The sequence below is a fragment of the Dokdonella fugitiva genome (assembly GCF_014138265.1).
Classification (GTDB): Bacteria; Pseudomonadota; Gammaproteobacteria; order Xanthomonadales; family Rhodanobacteraceae; genus Dokdonella_A; species Dokdonella_A fugitiva_A.
This window is the reverse complement of the sequence record NZ_JACGXL010000008.1, coordinates 154,243-176,428: the sequence shown is the minus strand read 5'-3', so window position 1 is coordinate 176,428 and position 22,186 is coordinate 154,243. Positions and strand designations below refer to the sequence as shown.

The 22,186-nt window shown below is 70.6% G+C and carries 18 protein-coding genes; 9 read left to right on the top strand and 9 right to left on the bottom strand.

Features of this window, described 5'->3' with window-relative positions:
• Nucleotides 1–234: 234 nt before the first annotated feature.
• Nucleotides 235–1,629, bottom strand: a complete 1,395-nt coding sequence (locus FHW12_RS20230; protein WP_259393175.1) for an amidase — start codon at nucleotides 1,627–1,629, stop codon at nucleotides 235–237.
• Nucleotides 1,630–1,757: 128 nt separating this feature from the next.
• On the opposite strand from FHW12_RS20230, the gene FHW12_RS20225 reads away from it, so the two are divergent.
• The 3 genes from FHW12_RS20225 (at nucleotide 1,758) to FHW12_RS20215 (ending at nucleotide 5,681) form a co-directional block, all read left to right on the top strand.
• Nucleotides 1,758–3,395, top strand: coding sequence for an electron transfer flavoprotein-ubiquinone oxidoreductase (locus tag FHW12_RS20225; protein ID WP_182532875.1), 1,638 nt, complete (start codon nucleotides 1,758–1,760; stop codon nucleotides 3,393–3,395).
• 148 nt (nucleotides 3,396–3,543) lie between these two features.
• Nucleotides 3,544–3,846, top strand: a complete 303-nt coding sequence (locus FHW12_RS20220) for a GIY-YIG nuclease family protein (protein WP_182532874.1) — start codon at nucleotides 3,544–3,546, stop codon at nucleotides 3,844–3,846.
• Nucleotides 3,847–4,217: 371 nt separating this feature from the next.
• A complete protein-coding gene (locus FHW12_RS20215) occupies nucleotides 4,218–5,681 on the top strand; it encodes a choice-of-anchor Q domain-containing protein (protein WP_182532873.1) in 1,464 nt (487 codons plus the stop codon).
• On the opposite strand, the gene FHW12_RS21710 is transcribed toward FHW12_RS20215, so the two are convergent.
• From FHW12_RS21710 to FHW12_RS20200, 3 genes are all read right to left on the bottom strand, one after another.
• Nucleotides 5,669–7,081 carry a collagen-like protein gene (locus FHW12_RS21710; protein WP_182532872.1) on the bottom strand — a complete coding sequence of 471 codons (1,413 nt, stop codon included), beginning with the start codon at nucleotides 7,079–7,081 and terminating at the stop codon, nucleotides 5,669–5,671. The two genes, FHW12_RS20215 and FHW12_RS21710, sit on opposite strands and share 13 nt — an antisense overlap.
• The gene (locus FHW12_RS20205) at nucleotides 7,078–7,395 is read right to left on the bottom strand and encodes a hypothetical protein (protein ID WP_182532871.1); all 318 of its coding nucleotides are present in this window, start codon (nucleotides 7,393–7,395) and stop codon (nucleotides 7,078–7,080) included. The genes FHW12_RS21710 and FHW12_RS20205 overlap by 4 nt, the downstream gene beginning before the upstream one ends.
• A 177-nt stretch (nucleotides 7,396–7,572) precedes the next feature.
• Nucleotides 7,573–8,658 (bottom strand): phospholipase A, encoded by a 1,086-nt coding sequence (locus tag FHW12_RS20200; RefSeq protein ID WP_182532870.1) that lies wholly within the window; start codon nucleotides 8,656–8,658, stop codon nucleotides 7,573–7,575.
• A 154-nt stretch (nucleotides 8,659–8,812) separates the two neighbouring features.
• On the opposite strand from FHW12_RS20200, the gene FHW12_RS20195 reads away from it, so the two are divergent.
• Nucleotides 8,813–10,372 (top strand): choice-of-anchor Q domain-containing protein, encoded by a 1,560-nt coding sequence (locus tag FHW12_RS20195; protein ID WP_182532869.1) that lies wholly within the window; start codon nucleotides 8,813–8,815, stop codon nucleotides 10,370–10,372.
• Nucleotides 10,373–10,393: 21 nt separating this feature from the next.
• Here the strand turns inward: FHW12_RS20195 and FHW12_RS20190 are convergent, their stop codons facing one another.
• A complete protein-coding gene (locus FHW12_RS20190) occupies nucleotides 10,394–11,626 on the bottom strand; it encodes a diguanylate cyclase (protein WP_182532868.1) in 1,233 nt (410 codons plus the stop codon).
• Nucleotides 11,627–11,772: 146 nt separating this feature from the next.
• Here FHW12_RS20190 and FHW12_RS20185 point away from each other — a divergent pair, with 146 nt between their 5' ends.
• Nucleotides 11,773–12,669 carry an ATP-grasp domain-containing protein gene (locus FHW12_RS20185; protein ID WP_182532867.1) on the top strand — a complete coding sequence of 299 codons (897 nt, stop codon included), beginning with the start codon at nucleotides 11,773–11,775 and terminating at the stop codon, nucleotides 12,667–12,669.
• Here FHW12_RS20185 and FHW12_RS20180 read toward each other — a convergent pair.
• Nucleotides 12,666–13,295 (bottom strand): hypothetical protein, encoded by a 630-nt coding sequence (locus FHW12_RS20180; protein ID WP_182532866.1) that lies wholly within the window; start codon nucleotides 13,293–13,295, stop codon nucleotides 12,666–12,668. The two genes, FHW12_RS20185 and FHW12_RS20180, sit on opposite strands and share 4 nt — an antisense overlap.
• Nucleotides 13,296–13,780: 485 nt before the next feature.
• Between FHW12_RS20180 and FHW12_RS20175 the strand changes: the two genes are divergently transcribed.
• Nucleotides 13,781–14,527: an electron transfer flavoprotein subunit beta/FixA family protein gene (locus FHW12_RS20175; RefSeq protein WP_182532865.1), complete on the top strand. Its 747-nt coding sequence runs from the start codon at nucleotides 13,781–13,783 to the stop codon at nucleotides 14,525–14,527.
• A 153-nt stretch (nucleotides 14,528–14,680) separates the two neighbouring features.
• Entirely contained in the window at nucleotides 14,681–15,628 is a 948-nt protein-coding gene (locus FHW12_RS20170) for an electron transfer flavoprotein subunit alpha/FixB family protein (protein ID WP_182532864.1), read from the top strand.
• 138 nt (nucleotides 15,629–15,766) lie between these two features.
• Here the strand turns inward: FHW12_RS20170 and FHW12_RS21705 are convergent, their stop codons facing one another.
• From FHW12_RS21705 to FHW12_RS20155, 3 genes are all read right to left on the bottom strand, one after another.
• Nucleotides 15,767–16,816, bottom strand: a complete 1,050-nt coding sequence (locus tag FHW12_RS21705; RefSeq protein ID WP_182532863.1) for a M48 family metallopeptidase — start codon at nucleotides 16,814–16,816, stop codon at nucleotides 15,767–15,769.
• Nucleotides 16,813–17,898: a YjgN family protein gene (locus tag FHW12_RS20160; RefSeq protein ID WP_182532862.1), complete on the bottom strand. Its 1,086-nt coding sequence runs from the start codon at nucleotides 17,896–17,898 to the stop codon at nucleotides 16,813–16,815. Before FHW12_RS20160 ends, FHW12_RS21705 begins: the two co-directional genes overlap by 4 nt.
• A gap of 118 nt (nucleotides 17,899–18,016) precedes the next feature.
• Nucleotides 18,017–19,603: a GMC family oxidoreductase gene (locus tag FHW12_RS20155; RefSeq protein ID WP_182532861.1), complete on the bottom strand. Its 1,587-nt coding sequence runs from the start codon at nucleotides 19,601–19,603 to the stop codon at nucleotides 18,017–18,019.
• Between the two features lie 240 nt (nucleotides 19,604–19,843).
• Here FHW12_RS20155 and FHW12_RS20150 point away from each other — a divergent pair, with 240 nt between their 5' ends.
• Nucleotides 19,844–20,656, top strand: coding sequence for an MOSC domain-containing protein (locus FHW12_RS20150; protein ID WP_182532860.1), 813 nt, complete (start codon nucleotides 19,844–19,846; stop codon nucleotides 20,654–20,656).
• 249 nt (nucleotides 20,657–20,905) lie between these two features.
• Nucleotides 20,906–22,180, top strand: a complete 1,275-nt coding sequence (locus tag FHW12_RS20145; protein ID WP_259393174.1) for an NTP/NDP exchange transporter — start codon at nucleotides 20,906–20,908, stop codon at nucleotides 22,178–22,180.
• The last annotated feature ends 6 nt before the right edge of the window (nucleotides 22,181–22,186 follow it).

Genomic DNA, 22,186 nt, shown 5'->3' with positions numbered 1-22,186 from the left:
AAATCAGCATCTTGGATCCCCTTCAGTCGGCCGACGACACTCGACGCCCGGACCGGAATACGCCTCGACGGCGGACCGGAACATCGACTGGCTCACATTTTTCGCGAGTCTACAGGCCTAAGGCAAAGATCAGGCCAGCTGAGATTGTGACCAATGGAAAAAGATCGTAAGGATGCGGGAATACCCGCGCCGGCGCTCCGCCTCCAGGCGGAGGCCCGCCTCGATCGACGGATCTCAGGGTGCGACGGGATAGGCCGGGGCGCTGTCGAGCGTGGCAGCGCAGATCGCCGCGAGTTCGAGCAGGCGCAGGTCCGCGCCGGGTCGCCCGACGAGCTGCAGGCCGACCGGCATGCCGTCGGGCAAGGTGCCCATGGGCAGGCTCACCGCGGGACAACCGGCGAGGCTCGCGAACGCGGTGAGGTCGGCGTCGTTGGCGCGCTCGCCGTCCGCCAGCGGATACGGGCCGTGCGACACGGTCGGCAGCACGAGCACGTCGATGTCCTCGAACACGCGCCGCGCCTTCAGCACGGTCGCGTCGAGCGCACGGTCGGCCGCGGCGTAGTCGACCGCCGACTTGCGCCGCGCGTAGTCGAGCATCCCGTGCAACCGCGGCGACAGCGGATGCGACGCGTCGGCGAGATCGTCGGCGAATTCGACGCCGAGCTCGCTCTCCATCACGAGCAGCGCCGCGCGGCGCGTGCGGCCGAGGTCGTGGTCGTTGAAATCGATGTCGATGCGGCGACCGAACGCGTCGCCGATGCGCGCGACCGCGGCATCGAACACCGCGTGCACCTCGGTCGACACACCGAGCGCGCCGAGGTCGCGCGCGAACGCACTGCGCAGGTTGCCCGGCTCCCAGTCCGGCGTCGCGAGCGGCACGCGCCGGCGGCGCGAGCGCGGGTCGGCCGGGTCGTGCGCGCCGAGCACCTGCACGACGACCGCGAGATCCTCGATCGCGCGCGCGAGGATGCCGATGCAGTCGAGGCGCCGCGCGCCGCGCACCATCCCGCGCGTGGAGATCTCCGCGTGCGTCGGCTTGAGCGCGAACACGCCGCAGTGGCTCGCCGGGATGCGCACCGAGCCGAGCGTGTCGCTGCCGATCGCGAAACTGCACAGGCCGGCCGCGACCGCGGCGGCCGAACCGCCCGACGATCCGCCCGCGGTGTAGCCCGCGCGTCGCGGGTTCTGCACGGCGCCGAAATGCGGGTTCGCCGAGAACGTGCCGAGCGCGCCTTCGTCGAGGTTGGTCTTGCCGAGGATGACCGCGCCGGCGGCGCGCAGGCGCGCGACCACGCTCGCGTCGGCGGGCGCGACGTGCGCGCGGCGCGTCGGCAGGCCGGCGGTGGTCGGCAGGCCGGACACGTCGATGTTGTCCTTGATCGCGACCGCGAGGCCGTCGAGGCGACCGATCATGCCACCGCTGCGGCGGCGCGCGTCGCTCGCCGCGGCCTGCTCCTCCATGCGCGGATCGAGCGCGAGGTACGCGTTCAGGCGCGGGTTCTCGCGCGCGATCGCGGCGGCGTAGGCGTGCGTGAGATGCGTGGCGTCGATGCGCCCGCTGGCGAACCAGTGCAGTTGCTGGAACGCGGCGGCGCCACGCAGGTTCGAGTCGGTGAGCGCGTCCATCATCGGCATCTTCCATGGTCGGAAGCCGATTATGCCCGCGCCCCGCAGGCCGCGCGCAACACGCGTTTGCCGCCCTCGTGCCGAACCCCGACAATAGCGCGCCCATCCAGCCAGCGCTTCGGAGCCCGCCAATGAGCGAACGCGACATCATGGAGTACGACGTCGTCACCGTCGGCGCCGGCCCGGCCGGACTCGCCTTCGCGATCCGGCTCAAGCAGCTCAAGCCCGACATCCGCGTCTGCGTGATCGAGAAGGCGTCTACGGTCGGCGCGCAGATCCTCTCCGGCGCGGTGATCGAGCCCGAACCGCTCAACGAACTGCTGCCCGAATGGGGCAAGAACCCGCCGCCGATCTGCGTGCCGGTCGAGAAGGACGAGTTCTGGTTCCTGCACGACGCGGTGCGCGCGACGAAGTCGCCGATGACGCCGCCGCAGATGCACAACCACGGCAATTTCATCGTCTCGCTCGGCGCACTCTGCGCATGGCTCGCGCCGCAGGCCGAAGCGCTCGGCGTCGAGATCTACCCGGGTTTCGCCGCGGCCGAGGCTTTGTTCGACGAGCACGGTGCGGTGTGCGGCGTGCGCGTCGGCGACATGGGCGTCGCGCGCGACGGCAGCCACAAGCCCGGCTACACGCAAGGCATCGACATCCGCGCGCCGCTGACCGTGCTCGCCGAAGGCTGCCGAGGTTCGATCAGCAAGCAGCTCATCGCGAAGTACGCGCTCGACAAGGACAGCGACCCGCAGACCTACGGCATCGGCATCAAGGAACTGTGGCAGTTGCCGCCGGGCCGCGCCGAAGCCGGCAAGGTCATGCACACGCTCGGCTGGCCGCTGAACACCGCGACCTACGGCGGCAGCTTCATCTACCACCTCGACAAGGATCGCGTCGCGATCGGTTTCGTCACCGGCCTCGACTACGCCGACCCGCTGTTCCGGCCGTGGGAGGCGTTCCAGCAGCTGAAGAACCATGCGTTGGTCAAGCCGCTGCTCGACGGCGGCACGATCGTGTCGGCCGGCGCGCGCGCGCTGATCGAAGGCGGCTGGCAGTCGCTGCCGAAGGTCGAGATGCCGGGGGCATTGCTCGTCGGCGACGCGGCCGGGCTCATGAACGTGCCGAAGATCAAGGGCACGCACCAGGCGCTGCGCTCGGGCATGCTCGCGGCGGATCACGTCGCGGCGACGAACGCGAGCGCGGGCTGGGACGCGAAGCTGCGCGCGTCGAAGGTCGGCACGGAACTGAAGAAGGTGCGCAACATCCGCCCCGGCTTCAACAAGGGCCTCTGGTTCGGCCTCGCCAACGCGGGTTGGGAAACGGTGACGCAGGGCCTGTCGCCGTGGACGCTGAAGAACCACGCCGACTGGAGTTCGCTCGACACGATCGATGCCGCGACCGCGGCGACGCAGCCGGGAGCGAACGCGCCTTCGCCGGCGCAACCGGACTACGTCGAGCGCACGCTCGCGCCGCGCGACCGCCTCGCCGGCGTCTACTTCGCCGCGACCGAGCACGACGAGGACCAGCCGGTCCACCTCAAGGTCGCCGACACGAACATCTGCATCACCAAGTGCGTCGAGGAATACGGCAATCCCTGCCAGCGTTTCTGCCCCGCCGGCGTCTACGAGATCGTCGCCGACGGCGCCGGCAAGCGCCTGCAGATCAACGCGGCGAACTGCGTGCACTGCAAGACCTGCGACATCAAGGACCCGTACGAGATCATCACCTGGACCACGCCGGAAGGCGGCAGCGGTCCGAACTACCAGAACCTGTGACCGCTGCGATCAGCGCGAAGGATTTTTTCCGTTCGCCCTGAGCGCAGGCCGAAGGCCGGAGTCGAAGGGCCTCCACGCCGACGAAGCGCCAATCTCGTCGTCATCATATGGCCCCGGACGACCACATCGGACTGTGCGAAGGAGCGCCATGGTCTTCACCGTGTACATCCTCGAATGCGCCGACCACAGCCTGTATGTCGGCCATACCGACAATTTCGACCTGCGGATGCAACAGCACGACGCGGGCACGGACGGCTCCTATACGGCAACGCGCCGCCCCTTGAACATCCTTCATGCCGAGCCGTTCGAGACCCGCTACGAAGCCATTGCCGCCGAGCGAAAACTCAAAGGCTGGAGCCGAGCGAAGAAGCTCGCCTATGTCCGCGGCGACTGGGATGCCCTTCGTCACCTGGCGAAGGGACCGCGCAGGCGCTTCGACTCCGCCCGCTGACGCGGGCTGCGCTCAGCGCGAACGGATTGGCGGGCGGAACCCGGGGCACCCTCCAATTGCCATTACCTCGTCCGGACGACTTCTTCGCTCGCGTCCGTGCACAACTCCGCCCCCTGAGCGCGCTCCAATCCCATGGGCTGCTTTGACCCCGGCCACTGACGCAGGCTGCGTTCGACACGAGCAGCATCATTCTCCCGGCTCGGCCTTGCATTCGCCTGGTCCTTGCACGATGCCGGCCACCTCGTCGGCATCCTTCTGGCCCTCTCGCCGCAACGAACCCCCTGAGCCCACTCGAGGGCTGCACGCGTGACGGGTTCGAGCGCCGGATTCCGTCATGCTGACGCGAGGCGCCGCCGCGCCAGGAGGAGGACATGATCCAGCAGCGACACCTGATCCACGCGCTCGCGGTCGCACTCGCGAGCGGCGGCGCCTGCGCCGCCACCTTCGCACCCGACACGACCGACGACACCGTCGACGCGATGCCCGGCGACGGCTTCTGCGCCGACGCGGGCGGCCATTGCAGCCTGCGCGCGGCGATACAGGAGAGCAACGCGCTCGCCGGCGAGGATACGATCGTGCTCGACGCGAGCACCTACGCGCTCACGCGCGCGGGCAGCGACGAGGATGCGGCGGCGAGCGGCGACCTCGACGTCGACGACGATCTCGTGCTGCAAGGCGCAGGCGCCGAAGCGTCGATCATCGACGGCGGCGCGCTCGATCGCGTGCTCGACGTCCGCCCCGCCGCGAGCGCCCGCCACGTGCGCGTCGAAGGACTCACCCTGCGCAACGGCGCGCTTGGCCCAGGCTCGCAGCCGCCGGCGACGAAGCACGGCGCCGGATTGCGCGTCGGCACCGGCGCGAACGTCGAGCTCGCGCACGTCGACGTGCGCGACAACCACCTCACGGCGTTCTTCGGCGCCGCCGGCATCGACAACACGGGCTGCCTCGTCGGCCATCACGTGCGCGTCATCGGCAATACCGATCCCGCGCCGATCGGTTCGGGCTCGGCGTTCGCGGGCGGCATCGCGACCGACGGTGCCGACAGCTGCCTCGTGCTCGAGGACAGCGAGATCAGCGACAACCGCGCCGACTACGGCGGCGCGCTCACCGTCGACGGCTTCGCACCGGTGACCCTGCGCCGCACGCTCGTCGCGAACAACGCTGCGCGCTTCTCCGGCGCGCTGCACCTCAACCAGGGCGACGTGGTGCGGCTCGAGAACGTCACGATCAGCGGCAACGCGGGCGATCCGGGCGCGATCCTCAACGACGGCGGCACGCGCCTCGTGATCGTCGACTCGACGATCACCGGCAACCACGCATCCGGCTCGATCGCCAACGTCGGCGGCATCCACGACGTGCACGGCGGCTTCGGCCTGACCGAGCTCACGAACACGATCCTGTCCGGCAACGGCCCCGGCTGGATCGCCGACGACTGCGCGAGCGCGCGTTCGATCGGCGGCGGCAACATCATCGGCGACAGCACGCGCTGTCATTTCGACGCGCAGCCGGACGATCAGCTCGACGTCGATCCCGGCCTCGGCGCGCTCGCCGACAACGGCGGATTCACGCGCACCCACCGGCCCGGCGCGAACGCGATCGACCACGGCGCGGCCGCGTGCAGCGCGAGCGACCAGCGCGGCGTCGCGCGTCCACAGGATGGCGACGGCGACGGCGGTGCCGCCTGCGACGCGGGTGCGGTCGAAATCGGCGATGCCGACGCGATCTTCGCGAACGGCTTCGACGGCGCGGCGACGTCGCCAGCGTCGCCGCGTGGGTTCACTGCCGCGTCCGCGGCGCGCAACGGCGCCGCGGACCGCGTGGCTCAGGGCACGTAGTCGATCGTCACCGTGACCGGTTCGACCACGGGATCGATGCCGGTCGTGGCCGGTACGTTGAGCGGCGCCGAATAGACGGTGCCGATGATCTGCGTCGTGTACGACGCGCAGGTGTTCGCCGTGTTCGAGCGGCTTCCTGGCGTGGGGTCGGTCAATACCGTCGCACCCGTGCGCGGCACGTAGTAGAGCTTGTTCAACTGCCCGAGCGAAACCACGCCGCCCGGACTGACCGTGCTGTTGACGACAAGGGCCGGGCCGCTGCAATCGGTACTCGCGTAGGTGGCGGTGCCCGATCCGCCGATCGTGCCGCCGGCGTCGATCTGCACGATGTAGCCCTGCGGCGAGATCAGCGCGACCGCGCCGCTGTAGCCGGCGAGGTTGACCGGATACAACGGCCGTGCGAGCCCGGTGCTCAATGTGCCGTTGATGCGGACCGCGTACTTGCCGCTGCCCGCCGGTCCGGTCGGTCCCGCGGGACCCGCGGGACCCGTCGCGCCGGGTGCCCCGGTGGCACCCGTCGCACCCGTGGAACCTGTCGCGCCCGCATTGCCCGTTGCGCCTTGCGGACCGGTCGCGCCCTGCGCGCCGGTCGGACCCGCGACGCCCTGCGCGCCCGGCGGACCGACGATGCCTTGCACGCCCTGCGGACCGGTCGGTCCCGCGGGACCCGCGATGCCTTGCGCACCGGTCGCACCGGTCGCGCCCTGCGGACCCGTCGCACCGATGTCACCCGTCGCGCCTTGCGCTCCCGTCGCACCCACCGGTCCCGGCGGGCCCGGAATGCCGATCGGGCCAATCGGTCCCGTGCTGCCGGTCGCACCGACCGGGCCTTCCGGACCGGTCGCACCTTGCGCACCGGTCGCACCTTGCGCGCCGGTCGGTCCGGCGTTGCCGGTCGCGCCTTGCGGACCCGTCGCGCCGATCGGCCCTGCCGCACCCGTCGCACCCGTCGCGCCTTGCGCACCGGCCGGGCCGGTCGCGCCCTGCGCACCCGCGGGGCCGGTCGGGCCCGCGGGACCGACATTGCCGGTCAGCGCGAACTGCGCGACCGGCGCCGTCGTGATCGGCTGGCGCCCGAGCGTCGCGCCGTTGACGCTGACTTCGAGCCAGCTCTGCTGGCCCGCGAACGCGCCCGTGAACGCGAGGTTGATCGAGAACACGCCGTTGACGACCGGCCACGACGGTTCGCTGATGGTCGTGCCGATCTGGTTGCCGCCGGTCGCCGCATCCCACAGCGAGAACGTCAGCGCATAGTTGCCGTTGGCGGGATAGCCGTTCTGTTCGAGCCGGCCCTGGTAGTTGAAGTCGGGCAGTTGCGGCGCCGCGAACACCGGTTGTGCGAGCGCGAGTGCGATCGCGGGAACGAGGGCACGAAGCGCATTCGATCGGAAAGTGGTCATTTGCAGATCCCCGTGCTGTTTTCGAATCCGGAGCGGAAGAGTTTGTCGTCGGTCGACGCCGAGTCGGCGAGGAAACCGGACGAAAGGACGAACTCGCTGTTGCGCAGCGTGCCAAGCACGGGCTGGCCGACCGCCGAGAGCAGGCGATAGCAGGTGTCGTGCATGAAACCGCCGCCGTTCGACACGAGGCTCTGCGTGATCGCGAATCCGCCGGCGCCGTCGGTCGCCGATGTCGCTGCCGTCGCCCACAACGAAAGCACCGCGACGCACGCAACAAGGCGCACGCGGCTCGAAGCCGTGTTCCGGTGATCCATGATTGTCCCCTGTAGAAACCATGCCCCAGTGGCACGGCAGCGGGCCGCAGGCCCGCCGTCGCACCGCCGCATTATAGGCACAATTCCCATTCGCTCCGGTTGCTGCGAGCGCGCACGCGAGCCTCTTTACATGTCGCTCGCGCGCGCACGGAGCACGCGCCGCGCAAGTGTCGCCGATCAGTACCAGTCGAGCAGCGAGAGGCCGACGCCGACGTAGGTCGCCTCGTGGTTGTAGTCGATCAGGCTCTCGCCGTAGCCGTGGAATACTTCGACGTAACCGCGCAGGCTGCCCGCGAGCGGCACGCTCCAGCTGAAGCGCGCCGAGCCGTGGTTGGCGTCGCCGCCGCGCAGCGAGTGGCGCAGGGTGAGGCCGAACGTCTGGCTGTTCCAGTTGCGCACGAGCTGCACTTCGCCGCGCCCGACATAGTCGCCGATGTCGCGGTTGTTGTCGTCGCCACGCGATTCGGGGATGCGCCACCACGGCCGCAACACGATGGTCCAGTCGCCGCGCTCGAGGCCGATGTCGGCGACGATGCGGTTCCAGCTGCGCGAGTACGGATCGCTGCGACCGTTCGACTGGTGGTTGATGCCGACGTCGAACAGGCGCGCGTTCCAGCCGAAGGCCTGGTAGTTCGTGCCGAACACGAGCAACGCCTCGGGTTCGTAGTCGGTCTCGCGGAACGGCCGCGACTCGTCCTTGTTGTAGACCTGCCAGCGCGACGACTGCGTGTAGCCGACCCAGAGGTCGCCGTTGCCGAGCACGTCCTGCAGCACCTTCGTCTTCAGGCTCAGCTGGAATTTCGCCTCGATGTTGTCGAGGTGCGCGCGCTCGCCGACGCTGTTGTCCGGGTTCGGGCTTTGCGGCTGCGTGTTGAGCTTGCTCGTGGCGAAGAACGGCATCACGTAGACGGGCCGGTAACTGCGCAAGTTGAACGTGCCGAGCTTGCTCGCCGGGTCGAGCTCCCAGCGGCGATCGAGCTGCGACGACGCGCGCGACGACGATTCCCCGGCGGCGACATCCGTCGCCGCGTTCGTGCCCGGCTGCGCGAACACGCCGCTGCCGCGCATGCGCGCGTCGGCCGCGCGCTGCGCCTCGCGATCGTCGCGGTGCGTCGCGCGGTCGTAGCAGGCGAGGCGTTGCGCGTCGTTGCCGATCGCGGTGCACGCGCGGATGTCGAGCGGATCGGGGTTCTGCGCGAACGCGCGCGCGGTGCCCGTGAGCATGACGGCCGCGAGGACGACGAGGACGGCGGGACGGGGCATGAACGGATTCCGCGTGGACGACGCGCGATGGTAGCGCGGTCGCCGGCGATGCTTCGGGTTTTCGATGCCGGAGCGCGTAAGAGGTACACGGGCGACGTTGCTGCCGCGGCCACGTGGTCTCACGCTCCTGCCCGCCGACTCCATCGCCGAGGACATGATGCTGCCCAACGGATCCGATTTCGCCGCCGCGACGGTCGTCGCGCTTGGACACCGCACGCCCCTGCTGCGCGCGCTCGTCGCCGCCGGGCTGATCGGCGGGTTCACCGCCCTGCCCGCAATCGCCGCGACGATCGACGTCACGTCGCCGGACGACTCGAATCCCGCGGCCGCGAACACCTGCACGCTGCGCCAGGCGATCCTCTCGATGAACACCGCGGCGCTCGAAGGCGACTGCGTGAACTCGGGCGCTGCATTCGGCAGTGGCGACACGATCACGTTCGCCGCGTCGGCGATCAGCGGCGCGCCGACGCCCGGCACGATCATGCTGGCCGACTCGGCGGACGCGAGCGGCAACGTCGGCGGCACGCTCGTCGTCAGCGCCGCGCACCTGGTGATCGACGGCAGCGAATGGCGCGGCAACGGCGCGAACCAGTTCGCCGACGGCGTCGTGATTGAGCGACCGGGCAGCGCCGTCGCCACGTTCGGCATCCTTCGCGACATCGCGCCCGCGGGCGGTTCGCTCGCCTTGCACGGGCTCACGATCCGCAACGGCTTCGCCCGTGCCGGCCTCTGCGACGGTCGCGCCGACGGCGGCGGCATCTGCATGGTCGCGGCGGACCTCATGCTCGTCGACGGTACGGTCAGTCTCAGCCAGGCGGACAACGTCGGTGGCGGCATCGCGTCGTCGACCGGTGCGGTCACGCTCACGCACGCCACCCTCGACGCGAACACCGCCTATGCCGGCGGCGGGCTCTACTCGCATTCCGGCCACGTGACGATCGCGGCGAGCACGATCAGCAACAATTCGGTCTGGCCGGTCGGCGGCGGCGGCGGCATCCGCGCCGACGGCACGCTCGACGTCGTCGACAGCACGATCAGCGGCAACGCCGCCAAGCTCGGCGCCGGCATCCAGTCGAACGGCATCACCACGGTGAGGCGCAGCGTCGTGTCCGCCAACGAGGCCTACTACGACGGCGGCGGCATCCACGGCGCCACCGGCACGATCACGCTGACCGGCAGCACCGTCGCCGGCAACGCCGCGCGCTACACGGGCGGCGGCGTGCGCTTGAACGGCACCCTCACCGCGTCCAACAGCACGATCGCGGGCAACCACTGCTACCGCGACGGCGGCGGCATCTTCCTCGCGACCGGCGCGACGCTCCAGCTCGACTATGCGACGCTGTCGCTCAACCATTCCGACATCGCCAACGGCGGCATCGGCGGCGGCGACGGCGCCAGCGCGACCATCGACCACTCGATCGTATCGGGCAACACGGCGCCCGCCGGCGGCGACATCGCCGCGAGCGTCGCGTGGACCGGCAGCGGCAACCTGATCTCGAGCGCGAGCGACGCGCTCGGCCCGCTGCAGGACAACGGCGGCACGACGCCGACGATGCTGCCGGGCGCAGGCAGCGCAGCGATCGACGCGATCGCGCCGCAGGACTGCACGCAAGCGTTCGATCAGCGCGGCTTCGCGCGCCCGCAGGGCGCGGGCTGCGACATCGGCGCGGTCGAGGTCGTGGTCGACCTCATCTTCGCCGACGGCTTGGACTGAGGCGCGCGACGCGCGCCGCGATCACGCTTCGGGCGCGCGCACGACGCGATTGCGACCGTCCTGCTTGGCCTGGTAGAGCGCCTTGTCGGCGCGGTTGATCAGCTCGCGTGCGTCCTCGCGATGATTCCACTCGGCGACGCCGAAGCTCGCGCTGACCGCGCCGACGACCTCGTACGGCGCGCCCGCGATCTTGCCGCGCACGGCCTCGGCGATCGCCATCGCCGCGTCGATGCGCGTCTCGCGCAGCAGGAGGATGAACTCCTCGCCGCCGAAGCGCGCCGCGCAGTCGGAACTGCGCAGCAGCTCGCGAACGCGCAGCGCGGTGTGGCGCAGCACCGAGTCGCCGCTGTCGTGGCCGAACGTGTCGTTGATGCGCTTGAAGAAGTCGAGGTCGAAGATGACCACCGACAGGCCGAGGTGCTTGATGCGCGCCTCGGCCATGTCCGCCTCGAGCCGCTCGAAGAAGCGCCGGCGATTGACGAGGTCGGTGAGGAAGTCCTTCGTCGCGAGTTCCTCGAGGCGACGGTTCACCCGCGCCATCGGCACGATCACGAGTCGCTCGAGCGCGAGGTTGAGGCCGGCGAACATGAGCGCGAACACGGCGGCGAGCGACAGCATGAAGGTGTTGAACGCGCGCCGCGCCTTCTCGAGCGGATACAGCACCGGCACCCGCACGAGCTGCATGCCGACCGTCTCGTCCTGCTTCCAGCCGAAGCCGTTCGCGTCGCCGTACACCGCGCGCATCGTCGCCGGCGCCGCGTCCGGCGTGCTGTGGCACTTCAGGCACGCGGCCTGCCTGATCGTGATCGGGCGCGCGACGTACATCGACTGCTCGACGCCCTCGCCGTGGATGCCGCTGAGCTCGCCGAGGCCGGCGTCGGCGCGGAACTGCTCGATCAGCGAACGTTCCCATTCGTTCGCGCGATCGCGCGGATTGGTCGGGTTGAGCACCGATTCCTTGTAGACGTAGCCGGGATAGCGGTCGCCGAGGCGATGCAGCGTTTCGGTCGCGGCGAACGCGGGCACCGTCTGCGGCAGGAAGCGCTCGGCATTGAGCGGATCGAGGTGCGGCTTGATCTGGTCGGTCGTGTAGCTGCGGATCGCCAGCGCCGTTTCCATCAGCACCTGCGAGTTGTGCCGCACCTCGTCCATCGCGTCGCGCTGCAGTTGCGCGTGGTAATGCCAGCCCGCGACGAGGATGCCGATCACGAAGACCGCGACGAGGATGAGGTTGAACGTGAGTCGTAGCCGCATGCGCACGGCGCCGCGTTGCGGCGCCCCTCCCCTGAGCGCCCCCTGGCGCCCGGTCATGGTCGCACGCGGCGGTGCCGCCGGCACGCCGCTGCGCAGCGCGACGCGGATCGGCTAGGCTCGCCGCTTTGCCGCCGCCGGACCGCCCGATGACCGCCCCGCTGATCGCCCTCGTCTCCGTCGCTGCCGCGCGCCCGCTCGACGAGGACCTCGCGCCGCTGCGCGAGGCGCTGCGCGCGGCCGGCGCCGACGTCGCGATCGTCGACTGGGACGACGCCGCGGTCGACTGGGCGCGTTTCGACCTCGCCCTGCTGCGCTCGACCTGGGACTACGCCGAACGCCTGCCCGAGTTCCTCGCCTGGGCCGCGCGCGTCGCCGCGTGCACGCGCCTGTGCAACCCGCTCGACGTGCTGCGCTGGAACACCGACAAGCACTACCTCGCCGATCTCGAGCGTGCAGGCGTCGCGATCGTGCCGAGCACGTTCGTCGAACCCGGCGCGGACGCGGCCACTGCGCTCGACGCGTTCCTCGCGCGCACCGACGCGGCCGAGTTCGTGGTCAAGCCGAGCGTCGGCGCCGGCTCGCGCGACGCGCAGCGCCACGCGCGCGAGCGGCGCGACGCCGCGGTCGCGCACGTCGCGCGCCTGCTCGACGCGCGCCGCAGCGTGCTGTTGCAGCCCTACCTCGCGCGTGTCGACGAGCACGGCGAAACCGCGCTCATCCATGTCGACGGCGCCTACAGCCACGCGATCCGCAAGGGGCCGCTGCTGCGTCGCGGCGACGGCCCGACCGACGCGCTGTTCGCCGCCGAGGACATCCGCGCGCGCACGCCCGACGATGCCGAACGCGCACTCGCCGCGGCCGTGCTCGCGGCCATTCCGTTCGAAGCGCCGTTGCTCTACGCGCGCGTCGACCTCATCCACGACACCGACGGCTCGCCCCGCCTGCTCGAACTCGAGCTCGCCGAGCCGTCGCTGTTCTTCGCGCACGCGGCCGGCTCGGCCGCTCGCTTCGCCGCTGCGGTGATCGCGCGCGCGCGGCGCTAACGCCTCGGGTCCCAGCAGTTCGCTCCGGTGTCGTCGATGGCGACCCAGAAGCGCGAGCGCGATGCGATGCGTCCTTCGGCGACGAAGCCCCAGCCGCCGTGGCCACCCTGTTCGTCGACGCCGTCGTGGTGCTCGGCGACGCGCCAGCCCGCGCCGAGTCGCGCTGCGCAGTACGCGTCCGCGTCCGAACGCCGCGCGAACGCATCGCCGCGCACCGCGCGCGTCAGCGCGACGCGCCCGTGCGCCCAGCCCGAGTAGAAGCCCGCGTGCATGACGCCGCCCGATGGCGGCGTCGCGATGCCATCCGGGCGCGCGCGGCCGTCGACCTCGACGCAAAGCACCGGACGCTTCGCGCTGCACGCCGTGTCACCCTGGTACGCGTCGCAGCCGTGCCCGCCGATCGCCGGTCGCCCGTGGCAGCTCACGAACACGATGCCCGGATCGGCCGACACGCGCACGCCGACGCCCCAGGTCATGCCCTTGCGCGCGACGCGCGGTGGCGCGTCGATGCGCGCCGCGCCGTCGTCGACACGCACGGGCACCTTGGCGACGTCGACGGCGTGCGCGAACGATCCGGCGAACGCCGTCGCGAGCACGAGCGCGCAGGGCAGGCAATACCGTTTCATCGTCGCGTCTCCGGCAGGCAGGCACTCTCTCTACGCGAGCGCGGGTCGCGCGGGGTCGGCGCGCGCGAATCGAGCCGCACTGGTCAAGGTTTGCGCACCCCTGCTTGACAGCCGCATCAGCGCGTCGTTTCCGCATCTCGATCCAGAGCTTGTCCACAGGGCCATCCACGCGTGCTGTGGAAAACCCGTCGCTGCGCACGCCTCTCCACGCGACGCGCGGGCAGCGCCGCGACGACACGTCGCGACGGTCGCGCATGGTCGCTATCTGTCCAATCCACTTGACAGCCGCATGGCACGGGCGTGTCCGCAGTGCCGCCCACGGGTTGTCCACAGGCCTGTCCACGCCGCCTGTGGAAAACCCGCCGGCGACGCCATTCTCCGCCGCGGCGCGCCGCCGCAGCCCGCGCCGCCCCGCTTTCCGCTAAAATCGCGCCTCTTTGCGCCGGCTTCGCGCCGCGCGGCTTCCCAGCGAGGTTCGACACCCGATGAAGATCCTGGTCGGTTACAAGCGCGTCGTCGACTACAACGTGCGCATCCAGGTCAAGCCCGACGGTTCCGGCGTGGTCACCGACGGCGTCAAGCTGTCGGCCAACCCGTTCGACGACATCGCGCTCGAGGAAGCGCTGCGCCTGCGCGAGAAGGGCATCGCGACCGAAGTGATCGTCGCGACGATCGGTCCGGCCGATGCGCAGGCGCACATCCGCAACGGCCTCGCGATGGGCGCGAACCGCGCGATCCACGTCGTCACCGGCGAGGCGATCCAGCCGCTCACCGCCGCGCGTGCGCTGCTCAAGCTCGTCGAGAAGGAGCAGCCGCAGATCGTGCTGCTCGGCAAGCAGGCGATCGACGACGACTGCAACCAGACCGGCCAGATGCTCGCCGCGCTGTGGGACCGCCCGCAGGCGACGTTCGCCTCGAAGGTCGAGGTCGAAGGCAACGCGGCGAAGGTGACGCGCGAAGTCGACGCCGGCCTCGAGACGATCGAGGTCGACCTGCCGGCCGTGATCACCACCGACCTGCGCCTCAACGAGCCGCGTTTCATCAAGCTGCCCGACATCATGAAGGCGAAGGCGAAGCCGATCGAGACGATCGAGTTCGCGAGCCTCGGCGTCGAATCGGGCGATCACCTCAAGACCACGCACTACGCCCCACCGGCGAAGCGCAGCAAGGGCGTGATGGTCAAGGACGTCGCGGAACTCGTGTCCGCGCTGAAGGCCAAGGGCCTGGTGTGATGCTGTTCCCTTCTCCCGCTCGCGGGAGCAGGTGGCGCGGAGCGCCGAGGGGATGCCCTCGCGACGCTTCGCAAGTTTCCCCTCACCCGCGCCTGCGGCGCGACCTCTCCCGCAAGCGGGAGAGGTAAATTGATCGATCGGACGGTAACCGCCATGAGCAAGATCCTCATCGTCGCCGAACACCTCGACGGCAAGCTGAACCCGAGCACCGCGCGTTGCGTCACCTGCGCGAAGGACATACAGGCCGCCGCGATCGACGTGCTCGTGCTCGCCGCCGATCCCGCCGCGATCGCGGCGGAAGCGGCGAAGCTCGACGGCGTCACCAAGGTGCTCACCGTCGCGCGCGCCGAGAACGCGCACGCGCTCGCCGCCGTCGTCGCGCCGCAGGTCGCCGCGGCCGCGAAGGCCGGCTACACGCACGTGCTCGCGCCGTCGACGACGTTCGGCAAGGACGTGCTGCCGCGCGTCGCCGCGCTGCTCGGCGTCGCGCAGGTGTCGGACATCTCCACGGTCGAAGGCACGCACACGTTCAAGCGCCCGATCTACGCCGGCAACGCGATCGTCACGGTCGAAGCACCGGCCGGCAGCGTGCTCGTCGGCACCGTGCGCACGGCTTCGTACGCGGCTGCGGCGAGCGGCGCGAATGCGGCGCCGGTCGAAGCGCTCGCGCTCGACGTCGCGCTGCCGAGCCACACGCGCTTCGTCGGCCTCGCGCAGGGCAAGAGCGATCGCCCGGACCTGCAGAGCGCCGCGCGCGTCGTCTCCGGCGGCCGCGCGCTCGGTTCGTCCGACGCGTTCAAGATCATCTACGCGCTCGCCGACAAGCTCGGCGCCGCGGTCGGCGCGTCGCGCGCGGCGGTCGACGCCGGCTACGTGCCGAGCGACCTGCAGGTCGGCCAGACCGGCAAGATCATCGCGCCCGAGCTGTACGTCGCGATCGGCATCTCCGGCGCGATCCAGCACCTCACCGGCATCAAGGACGCGGGCACGATCGTCGCGATCAACAAGGATGCCGAGGCGCCGATCTTCGAGATCGCCGACTACGGCCTCGTCGGCGACCTGTTCAAGCTCGTGCCGGAACTGACCAGCGCGGTCGGCTGATCGCACGACGACGACACTGTGGGAGCGGCGGAAGCCGCGATGCTTCAGCTTCGATCCTCGAAAGCATCGCGGCTTCCGCCGCTCCCACGATATCCGGCGCGATCCAATGCCGCATCGGCATCAAGGACGCGATCACGGTCAATGCACCGCCGCGTGCTGCGCCGGCAGTGCCGCTTCGAAGCCGTCGGCGAGGCGCTCCGCGCGCGCGATGCGCCCTGCCGTCGGCGGATGCGAGGACAGATACGGAAGCTCCGTCGTGTCCGACGCCTCGGCCTCGAGCTTGCGCATGATCGTCGCGAACCAGCGCGGCGAGATGCCGTGCGCGACGAGCGTGGCGAACGCCGCCTCGTCCGCTTCGCTCTCGAACGCGCGCGAGTAGTGGCCGTCGAGCAGGAACGTCGGCACCGCGACGACGACCGAACCCGCCGAACTCACGTCACCCGCGAACAACGCGGCGAGCACCGCGACCGCGGAGCCCTGCAGCGCCTGGCGCAGCGTGTGCCGATGCCGCTCGTGGCCGAGTTCGTGCGCGGCGACGGCGAGGAACTCGCGCTCGTCGCCGACCAGCGCGACGAGCTGGTCGGTGAAGACGATCGTGCCTCCCGGCAACGCGAACGCGTTCGCGCCGATCTTCGGCGCATGGCGGAACGCGATCCGCACCGACGCGTCCTCGCCCGGTTCGAGCAGGTCGGCGAAGCGCTGCGCGAGCGCGTCGCGGCGTGCCTGAGGCAGCGTGCTCGGCTCGAACGCCCAGCGGTCGAGCTGGTCGAGCACGCTGCGGCCGAGGCCCGCTTCGACCGTGGCCGGCATGCGCCGCGCGATGCGCTCGGCCCCCCACGGCACGCCGAACTGCAGCAACAGCACGCCCGTGGCCACGCTGATCGCCGGGGCGAGCGCGACGCTGCGCCAGCGCCGCTCGATGCGGTCGACCCACGACTGCACGCGATCGGCACTCGCGAACGCCGCATCGAGATCGTCGGCGTCGTCGAGCACGAGTTGCGCGCCGTCGGCGAAGGCGATCGTGCGCGGCGTGCGGCCGAGCCGCGCCGTGATGCGCAGGGCCGACAGCGGCTCGCGACGCGCGACGCCGTCACCGTGCAGGGCGAGTTCGCCGCCGTCGATCGCGGCCTCGACCGCGTGCGCGCGGCTGCTGCGCCCGTCGAAGTAGAGCGCGCGGCGCGCGTTCACAGGCCGATGTCGATGTCGAACACGCTGTCCATCTCGGCGCCGGTCGCGTCGACGTCGGTCTGCGCGGTGGCGACGAACGCGTCGAGATCGCCGGCCTGCAGCAGGGTCAGGCACTCGGCGCGGTAGCGCGCGAGGCGGATCATCGCCCACGGAATCAGCATGCCGATGCTGGCGAGGATCGCGAGCGTATTGCTGGCATAGATCCACAGCAGCTTCGAACCGCGCAGGGTCGAGTGCAAGCGGTGGTTGTCGAGGCGGACCGCGTTGTAGACGAGGTTGGAGATCGACGCGTTGAGGAACGCGAAGATCACGAAATAGCCCGCGTACATCAGCAACGGGAACCCGTAGACGAGCATCGGCGGCGGCGTCCCGTCGACGGACACGTGCCTGCCGATGGCGCCGACCATCACGAACGACAACAGCATCGACCAGATGAAGCCGCAGGCGAACGCGGCGAGATAGGACGGATAGAAATCGCCCGGCGTCGCGGTGAAGCGGAACGGCACGCCGCCGTAGCGATGCTGCTCGACCAGGAACGCCTTCTGCTTCGCCTTCACGAACGGATACAGCAGGCCGAGCGTGAACGGCACGAACAGGTACAACGCGAGGTAGCGGATGTAGGCCTGCTTGTAGTCGGGCACGAAGCGGAAGTTGATGCCGCGCCAGGCCGAATAGCGCGCGCGGAACGCGGCACCGCGCACCACCAGCCACGGCGCGAGCAGTGCGATGAGCAGCGCGAGCGCGAGCTGCACGCGCACGTCGAACTGCCCCGCGAGCGCGTAGCCGCCGAACAGCACGAGCGCGATCAGGCGGCCCTTGAGGATCGCGAGCGGCTGCGCCTGGTAGTCGAACGGCGCGCCCGCGACGCGCGTGTTCGCGTAGAAGTAGCGCTGCGTGCGCACCTTCGCCCAGGCTGAATAGATGCCGAGCGTGACGATGCCGAGCGCGAGGTTGACGATCCAGATGCGGAAGTACTCGCGCGCATCGCCGCTGAACTCGAAGCGGTGGTCGGTCGTGCGCGGCACAGCCTGTCCCACCGCGGGCGCCGGGCCCACGCCGTCGTCGATCACCGTCGCGTTCATCCGCCCTCCCGCGGAACCGGGCATCCGCCCGAAACGCGGAGTCTACGCCGGTCGGGCGATGGCGAGGAGGCCTCGGCGGCGCTCGACCGATCGCGCGACGCGGACTCGGCGGGAGCGATCAGCGTACGAGCAGCAGGTCGGCCGCGCGCTCGGCGATCATCACGGTCGGTGCGTTCGTGTTGCCGCCGACGAGCGTCGGCATGATCGAGGCGTCGACCACGCGCAAGCCCTCGACGCCGCGCACGCGCAGTTCCGCGTCGACCACGGACGCGTCGTCCTTGCCCATGCGGCAGGTACCGACCGGGTGGTAGATCGTCTCGGCCTTGCGGCGCACGAACGCGGCGAGGTCGGCGTCGCTCTTCGCGTCCGCGCCGGGGAAGATCTCTTCGCCGCGATACGCGGCGAACGCGTCCTGCGCGAGGATCTCGCGCGACAGCCGCGCGCCTTCGACCATCATGCGCAAGTCGAAACCATCCCCGTCGCCGAGGTAGTTCGGGTGGATCGCCGCGGGCGCGGCCGGGTCGGCCGAACGCAGGCGGATCGCACCGCGGCTCTTCGGCCGCAGGTGGCACGCGTGCACGGTGTAGCCGTAGCCGTCGAGGCGGTGGCGGCCGTGGTCGTCGAGCAGTGCAGGCACGAAGTGGAACTGGATGTCGCAGCGCGAGTCGGGCGCCAGGCGCGAGCGCACGAAGCCGCCCGCCTCGGCGATGTTCGAGCTGCCGATGCCGTCGCGCTTGAGCAGGAAGCGCAGCGCGACCGCGACGTCGTTGGTCTTGTCGTAGGTGACCGCGCGCGTGGAGCGCACGAGCGTGCAGATGTCCAGGTGGTCCTGCAGGTTCGCGCCGACGCCGGCGCGATCGAGCGCGACCGCGACGCCGTGCTCGCGCAGATGGTCGGCCGGGCCGATGCCCGACAGCATGAGCAGCTGCGGTGAATTGATCGCGCCGCCGGCGAGGATCACGCAGCCGCCTTCCGCGCGTTCGGCCTTGCCGCGATGGCGGTAGGCGACGCCGACCGCGCGGCCGCCTTCGAGCACGACGCGCGTCGCCAGTGCGCGCGTGCGCACCTCGAGATTGGCGCGCGCGAGCGCCGGACGCAGGAACGCGACCGCGGTCGAACAGCGCGCGCCGTCGCGCTGGGTCACCGCGTAGTAGCCGAAACCGTCCTGGGTGTCCGCGTTGAAGTCGTCGTTGCGCGCGTGGCCGGCGTCGACCGCGGCGTCGATGAACGCCTGCGACAGCACGTTGTGATGGCGTAGCGGCGACACCGTGAGTTCGCCGTCCGCGCCGTGCCACGCGTCCGCGCCGCGCACGTTGCCTTCGCTGCGCTTGAACACCGGCAGCACCTGCGACCACGCCCAGCGCGGATCGCCGCTCGCGAGCGCCCACGCGTCGTAGTCGCCGGGCGCGCCGCGCGTGTAGCACATCGCGTTGATCGAACTCGAGCCGCCGAGCACCTTGCCGCGCGGCCACCACAGGCGCCGCCCGCCGAGGTTCGGCTCCGCCTCGGTGTCATAGTCCCAGTTAACGCCCTTCTTGCCGACGAGCTTGGCGAGGCCGGCGGGCATGTGGATGAACGGGTGCCAGTCGCGTCCGCCGGCTTCGAGCAGCAGCACGCGGTTCGCGGGATTCGCGCTGAGGCGGTTCGCGAGCACGCAGCCAGCGGAGCCCGCGCCGACGATCACGTAGTCGTAGCTCGAGGTCATCGACCGAGCGTATGCGGAGGCGCTAGAGCCATTACTCCAGAAGCCGGCGCAGGGACCCCGATCCTCGCGTGGCCCTCGATTTCACCTCTCCCGCCTTGCGGGAGAGGTCGCGCCGCAGGCGCGGGCGAGGGAGGCCTGCGAAAGCCTCGCACGGTGTTCCCTCATCCGCCTTCGGCACCTTCTCCCGCAAGCGGGAGAAGGGAAGGCGATCCTTGCGACGCCGTGAGGCACAATGGCCCGATGGATGCGACCCTCTCCGCCCTGCACCTGTTCCCGCTCAAATCCGGCGCGCCGCTGCGCGTCGACTCGGCGAGCGTCGAAGCGCGCGGCCTCGCCGGCGATCGCCGCTGGATGGTCGTCGACGCCAACGGCGTGTTCGTCACCGGCCGCCAGCTCGCGCGGCTCACGCTCGTCGCGGCACGTCCCGACGGCGATGCGCTGCGGCTCGACGCCCCCGGCATGCCGACCCTGCGCGTCGCCGCGCCGCGCGACGGCGAGCGCGTCGCCACCGCGGTCTGGGGCGCCGACGTCACGCCGCTGCTCGCCGACGCCGCCGCGCACGCCTGGCTCGGCGAATTCCTCGGCCAGCCGCTGCGCCTCGTGCACATGGACGACGCCTGCACGCGCAAGCTCAAGGCGAAGTACGAGGGCCGCTACGGCACCGACGACGACCTCGTGAGCTTCGCCGACGGCTTCCCGCTGCTGCTCATCTCGCAGGCCGCGCTCGACCACCTCAACGCGAAGCTCGCACGCCCGGTGCCGATGCTGCGCTTCCGCCCGAACCTCGTCGTCGCCGGCACCGCGCCGCACGCGGAGGACGGCTGGAAGCGCATCCGCGTCGGCGAGGTCGAGTTCGAGGTCGCGAAGGCGTGCACGCGCTGCGTGTTCACGACCGTCGATTTCGACCGCGGCGAACGCGACCCCGCCGGCGAACCGCTGCGCACGCTCACCACCTATCGCCGCTCGCCCGACGGCGTCACCTTCGGCCAGAACCTCATCCCGCGCGGCCACGGCGTCGTGCGCGTCGGCGATCCGGTCGAGGTGCTCGCGTAACCTCGCGGCCGCGCAAAGAGCATCGCGGCTCCCGCCGCTCCCACAGGAGGCGCGCCCGTCGCGCGCGCGCCGCCGTGCTGTGGCGAGGAGTGCTCATCGCGCTGAGGAGTGCTCATCGCGATCACGCCGCTGCTTTTGTGGGAGCGCCGGAAGGCGCGATGCTCTCCTCCACACCAGCGCGGCGAGTCGCGCGATGCACGAGCGATCCATGCGTGCGTGCTAGGCTTGCGCGTCCGCGAGGAATCCCGCTTGCCGAAACGCCCCGCCATCCAGCAGCACGAATGGTTCGCCGTCGCGGTCGCGTTCGCCTACTTCTTCTGCGTGCTCGCGGCCTACTACGTGCTGCGCCCGGTGCGCGACCAGCTCTCCGCGGCGGTCGGCTCGACCGCGCTGCCGCTGTTCTACCTGTCGACGTTCATCGGCACGATCTCGCTGACGCCGCTGTACGGCGCGCTCGTCGCGCGCTATCCACGGCGCGTGTTCGTGCCGGTCGTCTACGCGTTCTTCATCCTCGGCATGATCGCGTTCATCCCGCTGTTCCAGCTGCAGGACACGATCGGCCCGCGCGTGCTCGGCTCGGTGTTCTTCGTCTGGGTCAGCGTGTTCAACCTGTTCGTCGTCGCGGTGTTCTGGAGCTTCATGGCCGACCTGTTCGACGCCGAACAGGCGCACCGGCTGTTCCCGGTCATCGCGCTCGGCGGCGCCGCCGGTGCGATCGCGGGGCCCGTGCTCACCAAGGTGCTCAACGACATCACCGGCGTGCCGGGCCTGCTCGTCGTCTCCTCGCTGCTGCTCGGCCTCGCGATCGGCTGCGTGTTCGCGCTCGCGCGCTGGTCGAAGGCGCATCCGGTGGTCGGCGACGAGCATCGCGACGAACGCATCATCGGCGGCAGCTTCCTCGGCGGCGCGATCGAAACGCTGAAGTCGCCGCTGATGCGGCGCATGGCCCTGCTCATGCTGCTCGGCGACGCGGTCGGCACGGTCATCTACGCGTTCCTCATCGACTACAACGGCGTCGTCAACACGACGCGCGAGGCGCGCATCAATTTCTCCGCGAACATCGACCTGTGGGTCAACGTGCTGCAGGCGGCGTTCCAGCTCAGTGCGACGCGCATCCTGATGATGCGTGTCGGCCCGTCCGCCGCGCTCGCGCTCGACGGCATCGTCAAGGCGATCATGCTCGCGCTGTTCGCGCTGTTCGGCGGCGCATGGATCGCGGTCGTCGCGGTGGTCACGCGCGCGAGCGCGTACGGCATCTTCAAGCCCGCGTCCGACTCGCTCTACACGCAGGTCGACGCCGAGACGCGCTACAAGACCAAGAACTTCATCGACACCTCGGTCTGGCGCTTCGGCGACGTCGTCGTCAACGGCGGCCTCAACGGCCTGCGCCTGCTCGGCGCGACCTCGCCGATGCTCGCGCTGCTCACCGTCGTCGCCGCGGCGAGTTCGGCCTCGATCGGCTGGCAGACCGCGCGGCTACTCGATGCAGGGGCTGCGCGCAAGGACGCATCGCCACGCGCGTGAGTCGCC